Genomic DNA, 15,285 nt, shown 5'->3' on the forward strand with positions numbered 1-15,285 from the left:
TTTTAATGTTGTGATTTAGTTGGAGGAAAGGGCACACCAATTAGACCTAGTGAAGTAATTATTTTTTTCGCTAGGTAAATTGATTACGAATTGGGTGATGCTGTTTCGTGGTGTTTAATAAGGTGAAATGCCACTTTCAAAAACTTATTTATACACGCAATGGACGCAACTTTATGAGGTTTTCTCTGGGGTTGCGTTTTTAATTTGTCATCATACTCCACTAGATGATGCTTTGTTTTTTTACGTAGTGTAATCATCGTTTATTTTTTTCTTCCTCTACTATTCTGCAACCCACATCTCTTTTTCTTTAAAAAAGCATGTTGCTTCCCGTTTCCACTCGAGTACAATAGAGATTGGAGGCAAAATTAGACCTGTATCAACAAAATATCTTCTTTTTTTAATATGGTACAACATGTTTTTATAAATATTAAAGGAGAGTACAGCATGAATTTCTTGACCGCTCAACGAAATCGAATGAATAATACCATTCTAATTGTGGGAATCATATTTATTGCTTTTAATTTAAGACCTTCTATTACTTCTGTTGGGCCTTTGATCAGCTCAATTCGTACTGATCTGGGCATGACAAATGGAATGGCTGGTTTCTTAATAACTCTTCCCCTCCTGTCTTTTGCCTTGCTTTCCCCGATTGCACCTAAGCTTGGGCTAAGAATGGGCAATGAAAGAGCGCTTTGGGTTGGATTGATTGTTCTTGTGATTGGAATTTTACTTCGTTCATATGGAGAAACGTTCACATTATTTGCGGGGACCGCATTGATCGGTGTTGGGATTGCGATTAGTAATGTGTTGCTACCTAGCCTGATCAAACAAAAATTCCCCGATAAAGCGGGAATCATGACAAGTGTTTATACAACATCAATGTCGATATTCGCTGCTCTTGCATCCGGTTTGAGCATTCCTCTTTCTAACGGTTTACAATGGGGGTGGAGCGCTTCGCTTTTATTTTGGGCCGGACTTGTCTTTTTAACCATATTAATTTGGGTACCTCAACTTCACTATCAACATCAGCGTACAGTTCAGATAATGAGGACGAAACAAACCGTTTGGCGTTCTAGAACCGCTTGGCAAGTCACTCTTTTTATGGGCATTCAATCTTTTTTGTTTTATTGTACAATCGCCTGGCTTCCTGAAATTCTTCGTTCTTATGGGATGAGCATGTCCCTTGCTGGCTGGATGCTTTCACTTATGCAATTTGCCAGCCTTCCGTCAACATTTTTAACACCTGTTCTCGCCAGCCGTTTTAGCAATCAAAAAAGCATTGTTTTAGGGCTTGGCATCGTATATTTAGTAGGTATGCTAGGCCTACTGCATGGAGGAAATGCAACCATACTGACGATATCAGTCATCATGATTGGCATTGGACAAGGTTCTAGCATCAGCTTAGCTTTGACTTTAATCGGACTACGAAGTGAAAATGCAAATCAAGCCGCAGCTTTATCAGGAATGTCACAATCTGCAGGTTATTTGCTAGCAGCAATTGGTCCCAGTTTTGTCGGTTTCATATATGATCACACCCATTCATGGAATGTGCCGATATTATTGTTTATCGTTGCCCTCATTATTTTAATTACCACAGGGATTGGTGCAGGAAAAAATCAGTCTATACATGAAAAGGTTGCTTAACATGATGTTGGCTTGTTATCAAGTCGACGTCATGTTGCTATAAATCATTTTTCATCAAATGGTATAGACAACTAGTGTTATACTGTTCTATACTAATAATAACACTTTGAGAAAGGGATTTTGACGATGGATGCTAATCACTCTTCGCGTCTTGTTTTTAAACATCTCAATATTTACAGTGAAAATGGGCAGATAGAAGACGGATTCGTCGTAACAAATGGAGAAAAAATTGAGGCTTTTGGCGAAATGACAGATTTTCCACGGTCTATTTATTCAGCTGAACCAGTTGAGTTTCCAGAAAACTACAAGCTGTTGCCCGGTATGATTGATGTTCATATTCACGGGGCAAATGGTGCAGATGTCATGGATGGAACAACAGAAGCCCTGACGACAATAGCTAAAGCCCTTCCAGCAGAAGGCACAACAAGCTTTCTTGCTACTACGATGACTCAAGATGCGGCAGATATTGAACTTGCATTAGCAAACGCAAAACATTATAAAACATCTGTCCAGCAAACCGGAACCGCAGATATGTTAGGCATTCATTTAGAAGGTCCTTTTATTTCTGAGAAACGTTGTGGAGCTCAGCCACCAAATGCCATTATTCGTCCTGACCTTTCCTTATTTAAAAAATGGCAGTCGCTTTCCGGGAGAAACATCAAATTAGTGACAATTGCCCCTGAACTTAAAGGATCGATAGAACTGATCCATTATTTGAAAAAAACAGGGGTTATAGCCTCGGTCGGTCATTCAGATGCAGGGCTTAAAGATATGAAAACTGCGATGAAGGCTGGGGTTTCACACATTACACATTTGTTTAATGGTATGCGGGGACTGCATCACCGAGAACCTGGTGTAGCAGGCAGTGCCCTTTTATACAAAGAACTGATAACAGAACTAATAGCCGATGGTATCCATGTTCATCCTGCTGTTATCAAACTGACATTTCAGCAAAAACAAAAAGAAGGTATCATCTTAATTACAGATGCCATGCGGGCGAAGTGTTTGAAAAACGGAACTTATTCATTAGGAGGTCAGGAGGTGTTTGTTAAAGACGAACAGGCAGTGTTAGCAGATGGAACACTGGCCGGCAGCATCCTAAAGATGGATCAAGCAATCCTAAACATGATGAAATTTTCGGAATGTTCACTTGAAGATATTGTCTATATGACCGCAGTAAATCCGGCTAAACAACTTGGTGTTTATGATCACAAAGGCAGTATTCAAATAGGAAAGGATGCCGACTTGATTGTTTTAAACGAAAAAAACGAGCTTATCTTCACACTTTGCAAAGGAGTTATCGCATTCAACAAAAGGGGGGTTTGACTATGAAGATCATTGAAGCAAAGAATTATCATGATATGAGCCAAAAAGCCGCCCAATTCATGATCGAAAAAGTGAACCTTTTAGCTTCTCCCGTACTAGGATTAGCTACTGGAGGTACTCCTTTAGGTACTTACAAATACTTAAGAGAGGATCATTTGAATCATCATACCTCTTACAGTCATGTTTATACCGTAAACTTAGATGAGTATGTCGGTATTCCGCCTGACAATGAAAATAGCTATTTCTCTTATATGAAAAAACAACTTTTTGACCATATTGACATTCCCCGAAGCCATACACATTTACCGGACGGGATGGCAAAAGATTTATCAGTTGAATGTTACCGCTATGAAGATTTAATTAAACGTCTAGGAGGTATAGACCTTCAATTGCTTGGCATTGGTATGAATGGTCATATTGGGTTTAATGAACCCGGTACACCATTCTCTTCAAAAACTCATCTAGTTGAACTGACTAGCTCAACAAGAAAGGCCAATGCCCGTTACTTTGACTCTCTTGCAACAGTTCCTTCTCAGGCAATTACAATGGGCATCTCAACAATCATGGAAAGCAAACAGATTCTATTGCTTGTATCAGGTCCTAAAAAAGCAGAGGTCATGGCAAAGTTACTAAATGAAGAGCCAAACAAAGACACCCCGGCGTCCGTATTAAAAAGGCATCAAGATGTGATCATTATCGCGGATAGTGACGCACTTGCTTTAGTAAAAGAAAGGAGCAGAAACTATTGATCAAAAAAGATTCTCACATCCCAATATACTATCAAATCGAAACTGAAATAAAAAAGCTTGTCGAGTCAGCGAATTTAAAGCCTGGGGATCTTATTCCTTCGGAAAGGGAATTTGCCGAGAAGTATGGTGTGAGTAGAATGACAGTACGGCAAGCCATTAATAACCTCGTCAATGAAGGTATTCTTGTCAGACAGCGAGGAAAAGGTACATTTATCTCTAGACCAAAAATTGAGCAAACCCTTGAGGGATTAACAAGCTTTTCCGAAGATATGAAATCACGAGGAATGTCACCGGGGACAAAGATGCTTGGATTCCAAATCATGAATTGTGATCAAAGAATGGCTCTTAAACTGCAAATTAATGAAGGTGCTTCTGTCTATGAAGTGAAAAGGATTCGTCTTGCGGACGGTATACCAATGGCATATGAAATCTCATATTTGCCTGTTGATTTAATCAAAGGTCTTACAGAAGAAATCATGTATGCTTCATTGTATGACTATATAGAAAACACACTTTTACTGAAAATTATTCGAGCTACACAAACATTGGAACCCTCTATTGCCTACAAAGCAGAAAGCGAATCATTAGACATTGATGAAGGTACACCCGTCCTGTTGATTGAACGCTACAGCTATTTAGAGAACGGCAGACCATTTGAATATGTAAAATCCATCTATAGAGGTGACCGCTATAAGTTCATCATTGATATGAAGAGGAAAGAACAATGAAAACCCGAAAATTTGTTGAGTGAATCTTAAACCTTCTCTTCCCTCTGCTGCTGTTCATTGAAGAGGGAGAGGTTGATCTTATCGGAGATGTTTAACTCCATTGACATATCTAAAGACGTGCCTCATAAGCTCAAAAGAAAGCGATTTCATTTTAGAGTAAATAATAATTTTTAAAAAATGCGATCTTCGAAAGGAGTTTTCATGATGTTAGGATTTCTCCAAAATATCGGGCGTGCTTTAATGTTACCGATTGCTGTTCTTCCCGCTGCAGGACTGCTGCTTGCTTTAGGAAGAGAAGATTTATTCAATATTCCGTTTATTGCTGCTTCTGGACAATCGATTCTTGATCAATTGCCTATTATTTTTGCAATTGGTGTTGCCATTGGCTTATCAAAAGATAGTCATGGAGCTGCTGCTTTATCTGGAGCTATTGGATATTTTGTATTAACCAGCGGACTTGCTGCCATTAATAAAGACCTCAATATGGGCGTTCTCGGCGGGATCTTTGCAGGGGTTACCGCTGCAGTGATGTACAATCGCTTCAAAGACGCAAAGGTACCTGAATGGCTTGGATTTTTTGGTGGAAAGCGGTCTGTACCGATTATGACTGCATTTTCTTCTATGATTCTCGCAGGTATTTTTGGGTTTGTTTGGATCTATGTACAGCAAGCGATAGATGCTATCGGTAGTTGGATCATTGGAGCAGGTGTATTAGGTGTTGGCCTATTTGGTCTACTAAACAGACTCTTGCTTCCACTTGGACTCCATCATATTATCAACAACATGGTTTGGATGGTGTTTGGTGAATATGGTGGTAAGACAGGTGACATGAGCCGTTTCTTTGCGGGAGACCCTAATGCTGGAGCTTTTATGACCGGATTTTTCCCAATCATGATGTTCGGTCTGCCTGCAGCATGTTTGGCGATTATCGCTGCTTCAAAAAAACACCGCCGCAAAGCAGTAACCGGATTTTTGATCGGATTAGCATTTACATCTTTTTTAACTGGGGTTACAGAACCGATTGAATTCACATTCATGTTTCTTTCACCACTTCTATATGGTATTCATGCAGTCTTAACAGCAAGCGCGATGGCGATCACTCATTTGCTAGATATCCATCACGGTTTTACTTTCTCCGCTGGTGTTATTGACTATCTTTTAAACTTCGGGATCGCTACAAAACCATTGCTATTAATTCCAATCGGTCTGTTGTATGGTCTTATTTATTTCATTGTTTTCTATTTTTTAATTACGAAACTAAACTTAAAAACACCGGGGCGTGAAGATGAAGACGAACCTAAAACAAACCAGTTTAATCAATCAACTGGGGCTTCTAAATATGAAACATTGGCTGTACAATATCTTGAAGCACTAGGTGGAGAAGATAATATCGAAACATTAAATTATTGTGTCACCCGCTTGCGTTTGAAAATCTGCGATGCTTCTAAAGTAAACGAAACCATGTTGAAAACATTGGGAGCCAAAGGGATTGTGAAATTAAATCAACATGAGCTCCAAGTGATTGTTGGTACAGGTGTTGAATTTTTAGCAACCGAAATGGAAAAACATTCCTCTTCTTAAATTAAAAACTTTGCACTGAGGGCTGGGTCTGTCTAAAAAGTCCTTTATCAACATGAATCAGGGGGAAAGCGAGCAAATTTCCCAATTTTTAATTATTCACACTACTTTCAGGACACCCCGCCCTTTCCATGTTTAGGAGATATAGACCCTTATCAGTAGTTTCCTTATTTCACAACAAAGTCAAGTATTTCACCTAAGTGGTCAGGAATGCCGATTTCCCAAATGTCTACTGTCATTCTCTTGGGGCAGTCAGTTTTCTTTTATTGGACAAATCCATTCCCCAACACTCTCTATCAACAATAAGAGCCGATTTCCCAGAGTCTTCTGACCAAATCATATATAATGAATAGATGGATAAATTTGATTGTAAATTCAAAGCTCATCAGTTATTCCCGTCAGTTCTCCTTTGGGAGACATTCGGCAAAAGTATAGATCCGTTATCTTCAAATACACATACCCATTTCCCGTCAGGACAGATCGCATCAACTAAAAAACTGTTTTCTTTAATACTCATTTCTTGTCATGTATTAGAAGGTGAAGCGGAAAGTTGTCAGTTCAAACCACTTAAACATAAAAAGGCACGAGCCGGTTTAATACCAACTCATGCCTATGGAAACTGTTATCAATTTATGACTGTTCTTTCACATGGACTTTTAATGTCGCTTGTACTTCTGGGTGAAGTTTAACAGGTACATTTGTGTATCCTAAAGAACGAATGGCATCATTCAGTTCAATTTTACGTTTGTCCACTTTCAGCTGATGTTTTTTTTGTAATTGTTCTGCAATTTGCTTACTTGTGATAGATCCAAACAAACGACCGCCTTCTCCAGACTTGGCTGAAAGCTCAACGGTCATGTCCTCAAGCTTTTGTTTAAGCTCTTTCGCCTGTTTCAGTTCCTCAGCAGCTGCTTTTTTCTCTTTTTTCTTTTGTCCTTCAAGTGTACTTATATTAGCGGATGTTGCTTCAACAGCCAACCCTTTTTTGATCAGAAAGTTTTGGGCATATCCATCTGCTACATTTTTCACTTCGCCTTTTTTCCCTTTACCTTTAACATCCTGTAAGAAAATAACCTTCATCTTTGAATGCCTCCTTCAAAATACTCATCAATTGCTGCCTTCAAACGGCGGAGTGTGTCTTTAACCGATATGTCAGTTAACTGCGTAGCGGCGTTTGTTAAGTGTCCCCCGCCTTCTAGAGCCTCCATAATCATTTGTACATTCACCTCACCGAGTGACCTGGCACTGATGCATACCGTATGATCATCTCTTCTTGCGACTGCAAAAGATGCTTCGACTTCACTCATGGAAAGAAGAGAATCAGCAGCTTGGGCAATGATCACTTGATCAAAGTGTTCATCAACCTCATCACCCGGCATAACGGCAATCGCAATACCATGTTTATAAAATACGGTATGCTGAATAAGTTTTGCCCGTTTAATATAATGATCAGCAGTTTCTTTTAGAAACTTTTGCACCAATACGGTGTCAGCACCCTTTGCTCTTAAATAAGATGCTGCATCAAACGTGCGTGAGCCGGTACGAAGTGAAAAACTTTTCGTATCAACAGTAATTCCTGCTAACAAAGCGGTAGCTTCAATCATATTGATTTTCAAACGCTTCGGTTGATACTCAAGTAGTTCAGTGACAAGTTCTGCCGTGGATGATGCATATGGCTCCATATAGACAAGCAGCGGATCTTTAATAAACTCTTCTCCTCTTCTATGATGATCGATCACAACGATATTTTCAATTTTATTGACTAACTTTTCTTCAATTACCATCGATGGTTTATGAGTATCGACAACCACAAGCAGTGTGTCATCTTGAACAATTTCTAGCGCTTCTTCTGGTGTAATAAATCGAGACCACAATTCTTCATATTTTTTAATTTCAGCGATAAGCCGTTTCACACTAGAACCTATTTGATCTGAATCAATGACAACAAAACCATCTTTTTGATTTGCCTGTGTCACTTTTAAAATCCCAATCGCCGCCCCTATCGAATCCATATCTGGAAACTTATGACCCATGATCATCACATTGCTGCTTCCAGTAATGATTTCCTTGAGGGCATGGGAAATGACTCTCGCTCTGACACGCGTTCGCTTTTCTATCGGGTTTGTCTTCCCACCGTAAAATTTGACTTTACCGTTTGGCTGTTTGATTGCCACCTGATCCCCACCGCGGCCAAGTGCCAAATCAAGACTGGATTGGGCAAGGTCACCCAGTTCTTTTAAAGATGAAACAGCTGCACCAATACCAATACTTAAAGTCAAGGAGATCGAATGAACAGCCGTTTTTTCTCGAATGATATCCAGTATAGAAAACTTTGACGCTTCCAGATCGCTTAAAATATGCTCGTTTAAAACACCGATAAAGCGTTCAGAAGAAATTCTTTTTAAGAAAACCCCATATTGTTGCGCCCACCTGTTAAGAAGTGATGTCACTTCACTGTTCATTGTACTTTTTGTTTGATCGTCTAGACCTTGTGTGAGATCATCATAATTATCTAAAAATATGTAAGCAAGAACCGTTCTCTCGTTTTCATATTGCTTCTCAATCTGTATCTGTTCTGTAACATCAAAGAAGTATAAAAGTTTGTCTTCCCTTTTAATTACGACATTAAATTTTCGCTCATGTAATGTCACTGTTTCAGTATCGACTTCTTGTTTGACTAAAGGAACAACCGCTTCACATATATCATAAAGCGACCTTCCAACAAGAGTGCTTTCATTAAAACATGAAGCCATAAACGGATTTGCCCATTCAATATAATACTGGTCATTAAAAAGCAAAATCCCAATCGGCATTTCCAATAATGCCTCTTCACCAACTTTTTTTAGACGGTAAGATAAGGTCGAGATATACTCATCTAATTCTTTTCTAATTTTGGAATCTGCACGCTTTAAAAAATATAAAATGACGCCAAGGAGAAACACACCGACCGTGCCTGTCACCCAGTTAAAATAGATGTTGATGAGGACAGAAACGATTGTGATGATAATTAAAGAATAAATCGGGTATCGAAACAACGGTTTTTCATAAAAGCTTGGCACTTCCAATCAACTCCTCACCATTGGAAAGAACGTCATCTTGTCTATTTTTTCACTCTTTCTCGCAAGTTAAATCCTATATCAATTATACCTAAGATACGAACTAGGTACAGTAGGGGTGACAGCAGTCCAATAATGAAAAAGAGAACGGGCACTACTTTTGATATCTTTTTAACGTGACAATAGTAAAATATAAATGAAAACCCTTGCATTGCCACGATCAGTCCCATTAAGATACTTGCATTTAAAACAATTGAGTGAAAAACACTGCCCTGTTCTGCAGGGGCAAGTGAAACTAAAATTGTCAACAAGTAAAGCCAAAAAACGCTTTGGGGAAGCTTCAGTTCCCTAAAAGGTTTTAGAGCCGGTACTTGCGGTGTAAAACGCTGAAGTATCGGTCTAGCCATAAGATGATTGATGAAAGCAATGATGGCTGATGTTAGTATAACGACTATTGGGTATAAATACTGTGTCATCTTCATTTGTTCTCTCAGTTGTGCCATTTGTTTCTCTGTTTCTTGTTTATTTCCAAACTGCTGAGACATAGACTCCCATGTTTTAAGTAAATCATGAGATGATTGATTAGCCATATCTATTAAGTTTAACCCAAAAAACTGAATACTAATAATAAACATCAGCACTAATGAAATCATATACATAACAGCCCCGGATGCAATTGCACGCCCAGGCTCTTTTTGTCTGTAGTGATAGCCCATAACAACACCCACACTAACGGTAGGAATTGCAATGCCAAGACCGTTTAATGAACTAATCATAAAAGAAATCGGCAAACTAGCCAAACCCATTAACAACCCAGATCTGATGCCATGCCTTATTGTTTGCATGATGACAGGCAAAGGTAATAAAAATAAGGTAAGCATCCCAATCAAAGGGGCATATTGGGTTATGAACATTAAAATGGTAAAAAGACTAACAAGAATGGCGCCTTCTACTAAAGCTCTTGTTTGTTTCACTTGTTCACCTCGTAATTTTATTTTTCTCAATCAAAAAAAGCAGTATAGCCGACTGCTCTTTTTAACGTGATTTCATTTTCAAACAGACGGTCACATGAGCAGATGTCTGCTTTCCCTCATTATTTCTTCATTTTAACATAAGGGTAAATCTCAAGTAAAATTATGCATGGCCATCAGAAAATGATAGTTGTTTCACATGAAACATTTTACCCAGCTTTGTTGGAGCTGTCTAAAAAGTCCTTTATCAACAAGAAGCAGGGGGAATTGCAAGGATTCCTGCAGAAAGCGAGCAACATCCACCCCCTAAATTATCCATGAATTGATATTTATTTATTAGCGTACACTGACATCAAGTTTTTTAAAAAGATCGGCAGGCGCCATCATTTCACTGATCGACAATAGAATAGCTCCCTTACAGGAGGGAGGCTTCAAACTAAGCCTCATTCTAAACAAGCAGGATCGCCTTGTTTCCTAGGCAAGGACGGTCTTACTTTTTCTGTCTGATGGCATGATGGATGAACAGACCACCCTTTAGAACATCTAAATTTTATAAAAAAACTGGCGCATTGTGCAGAGGGCCCGAAAAGAGTTAAATTGTTAAACATTATAATTCTGACATATCAGTATTTTTAAACGTGAAAAGGTCGTCAAATAGTCAAAAATCAACTTATTGGACGACTTCATTTACCTCTATTTCACAATTAATACTGGACAATTTGCTCTTTTAGCAACTTTGTGACTGACACTTCCCAAGACCATTTCCTGCAAAGTATTGAGTCCCCTACTTCCAATAATCACAATATCGAAGTCATGATCATTAGCATGCGAAACGATCGTTGGACCTGGTTCTCCGTGTTTCATTGTGATTTGATAAGATACCGATGCCTGTTCAAATTTATGTTCAATAGCAGATAGTCTTTTTCGTCTTTCCATCTCCAGTTTCGTATGGCTTTCACTATGTAATACTTCGTTTTTGGCTTTATCAAAGTCTAATACATAGATGATTTCTACAACAGACTGATTAACTAAAGAAGCCAAACGAATTGCTTGGTCTGCCGCTCTTTCAGCATGTAGTGAACCATCTGCAGCTAACAGTATGTTTTGATACACTTCATCACCTGCTTCCTCGTTATAGGTTTCTCACGAATTCCCTAACCTTTTAACTAACCGATGACTTGATTCATTTAATCCTGTTAATTCAACCTCAATGTTGCGATCCTTTAACTTTAAAATGATTTTATCTATGGCAGCTACAGCAGAGTCATCCCAAATGTGCGCTTCTGAAAAATCAAGAATGACCTTTTCTGGACTGTCATCCAATTGAAAAGATTTTACAAAATCACTTACAGATGCAAAAAAAATTTGACCTTTTATAACATATTTTTTTATGTTTCCGGTTGACTCTATATCCACTTTCACATTTGAGATCTTTGCGACAAAGAAGATCGCACTTAAAATGATACCTGCAAATACCCCTTTAGACAAGTCGTGTGTGATAACAACTGTCATAACGGTAACCAGCATCACAATTGAATCAGTAAGTGGTACTTTTCTTAATAGCTTAATGGAAGACCAATCAAATGTACCGATCGATACCATAATCATTACACCAACAAGTGTTGCCATCGGGATTTGAACAACCCAATCTCCTAACACTATAATCAAAAACATTAAGAACATGCCCGCCACAAAAGTAGATAAACGTCCTCTTCCTCCTGATTTGACATTGATTACCGATTGACCGATCATTGCACATCCTGCCATCCCCCCGAAAAATCCAGCCACAATATTAGCAATCCCCTGTCCACGACTTTCTTTATTTTTATCACTTTCACTATCTGTCATATCATCGACAATCGAAGCTGTGAGCAAAGATTCTAACAGACCGACAATTGACAATGCAAGCGCTGTCGGAAAAATGATCGACAAGGTTTCAAAGCTGAATGGAATATTAGGAATAATAAATGCAGGTAATGATTGTTTAATCTCTCCCAAATCACCAACTGTACGAAGTTCAAAATTGCCAAACATCGATATTACAGTCATGATGACAATTGCAACAAGTGCTGATGGAATAGCTTTTGTTAATAACGGAAGTATATAAATAATAACTAATGTTAGGGCTACTACAATGTAGGTCATATTAGAAATTCCAATAAAATGAGGAATCTGGGCCATAAATATTAAAATTGCAAGTGCATTAACAAAACCTACCATTACTGAGCGCGGAATAAATTTCATAAAACAAGCGATTTTTAGCACCCCAAAGATAAATTGAATGACCCCTGTTAAGATCGTTGCTGCAAATAAATACTCAAGTCCATACTCATTCACCAATGTAATCATTAAAAGAGCCATTGCGCCAGTTGCAGCTGAAATCATGGCTGGGCGACCTCCCATAAATGAAATCACCACCGCAATACAAAATGAAGCATATAGACCGACCATTGGATCAACCCCTGCAATGATAGAGAATGCAATTGCTTCAGGAATGAGTGCCAGCGCTACAACGATTCCGGAAAGGAGATCCCCTCGTACATTTGAAAACCATTCGCTCTTTAATTTCACTGATGCTACACCTCTTTTAGCTGTTTCTTTTTACAAGGAACAAAAAATCAAAATAAATGCTATTACCACAAAATTAGCATCTGCTCTCTAGTTCCATTCTATTCTTTTTATCATTATGAATTGATGGAACTTGGATTGATTATCAATCAAAAAAAGAGAGTAGCCATCAAACATGTGAAAGTGCTGTCCTGAAAGTAGTCTGGATGAATGAAAATCTTGGGGTTTTGCTCGCTTTCCGCAGGAGGCCTCGCAACTCCCCCTGATTGATGTTGATAAAGGATTTTTTTAGACAGCTCCATCATGCAGACCCGACAACACAGCTATCGCCACTCTATTAATACTGCCAATGCAATATCAGCTAAAATCAGTCGGCCCCCAAACAATAGCGAAAAGAATTGTTGCTATAATTTTGTCCATAACCAAGATTCGTTTTGACTTTTTCTAGAAAACCTGTAGTTTCTCTTTCGATAAAAGCGAAAAACCGACTTTCTCTAAAAAGAGAAAATCGGCTCATCTTTATTTCACAATCATGACCGGACAATTCACCCGTTTCGCCACTTTGTGACTAACACTTCCAAGCACCATTTCTTGAAGGGAATTTAATCCTCTGCTACCAACAATCACAATATCAAAGCCATAATCATTAGCATAAGAAACAATCATTGGGCCTGGATCTCCATGTTTCAACGTAACTTTATAAGGGATATCTGCTGTTTTAAATTTTTCTTCGATATTTTTCAGTTTTTTTCGTCTATCACTTTCTAAGTGAGCTGAACTGGTACTATGCAAAACTTCACTTTTCGCTTTTGAATAATCTAATACATAGATACATTCAACAGTTGATTCAGGGACGAGTGAAGCTACCATGATCGCGTGATCTGCTGATCTTTCTGAATGAGTTGATCCATCAACAGCCAGCAAGATTTTTTTATACATACACTTCTTCCTCTCCTGTTAGTGAACTGTTGCTTTTGCATTGGACTGATCAAAAGTTGCTAACCTTTTCACCAACCGATGGCTTGATTCGTTTAAGCCATCCAGTTTCACATCGACGTGATTTTCTTTAAACTTCAATACAACTTTATCAATTGCTGCTACTGCTGAATCATCCCAAATATGTGCATCTGAAAAATTGAGTACAACTTTTTCTTTAGCTTCTTGAAAAGAGAAAGATTGAACAAAATCTTGCACTGAGGCAAAGAAAATCTGACCTTTTATATGATAAACAATCTCCTTTTCTGATGGTGATATTGAAGACTCGACATGCACTTTTGAAATTTTTGCAACAAAGAAAATAGCACTTAAAATAATACCAGCAAAAACGCCCTTTGATAAATCATGTGTGGCAACCACAGTGATCACAGTCGTAATCATAACGATCGAATCTGTCATTGGTACTTTTGTTAAGCCTTTAAGAGATGACCAATCAAATGTACCGATCGATACCATAATCATCACACCGACTAAGGCAGCCATTGGAATTTGAACAACCCAATCTCCTAGTACCATAATCAAAAACATTAAGAACACTCCTGCCACAAAAGTAGATAAGCGTCCTCTTCCTCCTGATTTGACATTAATCACCGATTGTCCGATCATTGCACATCCTGCCATTCCCCCGAAAAATCCGGCAATAATGTTGGCAATCCCCTGTCCGCGACTTTCTTTATTTTTATCACTTTCACTATCTGTCATATCGTCAACAATCGAAGCTGTGAGCAAAGATTCTAACAGACCGACAATTGACAAAGCCAGTGCTGTTGGAAAAATGATCGACAAAGTTTCAAAGTTAAACGGAATATCAGGAATCATAAAAGATGGTAAAGAACTAGAGATCTGTCCTAAGTCTCCAACTGTCCGAAGATCAAGATGTCCGTAAATAGCTAAAACAGTCATTGCCACTATTGCGACTAGTGGAGCAGGAACAGCTTTGGTAAAACGTGGCAATACATACAAAACCACTAACGTAATACCTACCACAATATAGGTCATATTAGAAATCCCAACAAAATGAGGAACCTGGGCCATAAAAATTAAAATGGCCAGCGCATTTACGAAACCTACCATCACCGAACGCGGAATAAACTTCATAAAGCGCGCAATTTTCAGTACCCCAAATATGAATTGGATCATCCCCGTTAAGATTGTTGCTGCAAATAAGTACTGTATGCCATGATCTTTCACCAAAGTAACCATCACTAGTGCCATTGCGCCAGTCGCAGCGGAAATCATTGCAGGACGGCCGCCTATAAATGAAATCACAACTGCAATACAAAATGACGCATATAGACCGACCATTGGATCTACACCTGCGATGATCGAAAAAGCAATCGCTTCAGGTATCAATGCAAGAGCAACAACAATTCCTGACAGAATATCCCCTCGCACATTTGAAAACCATTCTTTATTCAATTTTTCTATTAACAATAAAAAACACCTCTCTCTTTGTTTTGACTTCTAACTCTCATAGGAAAATTGCTCTGTAAATAGCATTCATGAGAACCTAGAAGCACTGATATAACAATGATTTTATCCTTTTTGTTTACTCGCTGCTTTGTAGATATTTGTATTATCACCCATTGATTTGGGGGAGGTTTTGGGGGGATATTTTACCCCAGTGGACAGGCGCTTACCTCAATTATTAATATAATTAAACTCAACA

12 protein-coding genes and 1 pseudogene are annotated in these 15,285 nt (G+C 38.5%); 5 read left to right on the forward strand and 8 right to left on the reverse strand.

Annotated elements, in window-relative coordinates; translation table 11 throughout:
* Positions 1-83: 83 nt before the first annotated feature.
* A pseudogene (locus tag HOO54_RS25420) lies at positions 84-257 on the reverse strand (IS110 family RNA-guided transposase); the annotation flags it as partial.
* Positions 258-444: 187 nt separating this feature from the next.
* Between HOO54_RS25420 and HOO54_RS21660 the strand changes: the two are divergent.
* From HOO54_RS21660 to nagE, 5 genes are all read left to right on the forward strand, one after another.
* Entirely contained in the window at positions 445-1,644 is a 1,200-nt protein-coding gene (locus tag HOO54_RS21660; protein WP_172298987.1) for a CynX/NimT family MFS transporter, read from the forward strand.
* Between the two features lie 126 nt (positions 1,645-1,770).
* A complete protein-coding gene (gene nagA, locus HOO54_RS21665; protein WP_172298989.1) occupies positions 1,771-2,970 on the forward strand; it encodes an N-acetylglucosamine-6-phosphate deacetylase in 1,200 nt (399 codons plus the stop codon).
* A gap of 2 nt (positions 2,971-2,972) precedes the next feature.
* Positions 2,973-3,719 carry a glucosamine-6-phosphate deaminase gene (nagB, locus tag HOO54_RS21670; RefSeq protein ID WP_172298991.1) on the forward strand — a complete coding sequence of 249 codons (747 nt, stop codon included), beginning with the start codon at positions 2,973-2,975 and terminating at the stop codon, positions 3,717-3,719.
* Positions 3,716-4,447 carry a GntR family transcriptional regulator gene (locus tag HOO54_RS21675; protein WP_172298993.1) on the forward strand — a complete coding sequence of 244 codons (732 nt, stop codon included), beginning with the start codon at positions 3,716-3,718 and terminating at the stop codon, positions 4,445-4,447. Before nagB ends, HOO54_RS21675 begins: the two co-directional genes overlap by 4 nt.
* A gap of 204 nt (positions 4,448-4,651) precedes the next feature.
* A complete protein-coding gene (nagE, locus tag HOO54_RS21680; protein ID WP_172298994.1) occupies positions 4,652-6,028 on the forward strand; it encodes an N-acetylglucosamine-specific PTS transporter subunit IIBC in 1,377 nt (458 codons plus the stop codon).
* A gap of 627 nt (positions 6,029-6,655) precedes the next feature.
* On the opposite strand, the gene rplI is transcribed toward nagE, so the two are convergent.
* The 7 genes from rplI to HOO54_RS21715 form a co-directional block, all read right to left on the reverse strand.
* Complete coding sequence (rplI, locus tag HOO54_RS21685) at positions 6,656-7,105, reverse strand: 50S ribosomal protein L9 (protein ID WP_172298996.1); 450 nt, start codon at positions 7,103-7,105, stop codon at positions 6,656-6,658.
* Positions 7,102-9,084 carry a DHH family phosphoesterase gene (locus tag HOO54_RS21690; RefSeq protein ID WP_172298998.1) on the reverse strand — a complete coding sequence of 661 codons (1,983 nt, stop codon included), beginning with the start codon at positions 9,082-9,084 and terminating at the stop codon, positions 7,102-7,104. The genes rplI and HOO54_RS21690 overlap by 4 nt, the downstream gene beginning before the upstream one ends.
* A gap of 41 nt (positions 9,085-9,125) precedes the next feature.
* Positions 9,126-10,055 (reverse strand): YybS family protein, encoded by a 930-nt coding sequence (locus HOO54_RS21695; RefSeq protein WP_172299000.1) that lies wholly within the window; start codon positions 10,053-10,055, stop codon positions 9,126-9,128.
* A 690-nt stretch (positions 10,056-10,745) separates the two neighbouring features.
* Positions 10,746-11,165, reverse strand: a complete 420-nt coding sequence (locus HOO54_RS21700; protein WP_172299002.1) for a universal stress protein — start codon at positions 11,163-11,165, stop codon at positions 10,746-10,748.
* 30 nt (positions 11,166-11,195) lie between these two features.
* Positions 11,196-12,623, reverse strand: coding sequence for a SulP family inorganic anion transporter (locus tag HOO54_RS21705; protein ID WP_172299004.1), 1,428 nt, complete (start codon positions 12,621-12,623; stop codon positions 11,196-11,198).
* A gap of 516 nt (positions 12,624-13,139) precedes the next feature.
* Positions 13,140-13,559: a universal stress protein gene (locus tag HOO54_RS21710; protein ID WP_172299006.1), complete on the reverse strand. Its 420-nt coding sequence runs from the start codon at positions 13,557-13,559 to the stop codon at positions 13,140-13,142.
* Positions 13,560-13,577: 18 nt separating this feature from the next.
* Positions 13,578-15,050, reverse strand: a complete 1,473-nt coding sequence (locus tag HOO54_RS21715; RefSeq protein ID WP_172299008.1) for a SulP family inorganic anion transporter — start codon at positions 15,048-15,050, stop codon at positions 13,578-13,580.
* Between the last annotated feature and the right edge of the window lie 235 nt (positions 15,051-15,285).

It is taken from the genome of Bacillus sp. WMMC1349, assembly GCF_013155385.1.
GTDB lineage: Bacteria > Bacillota > Bacilli > Bacillales > Bacillaceae > Bacillus.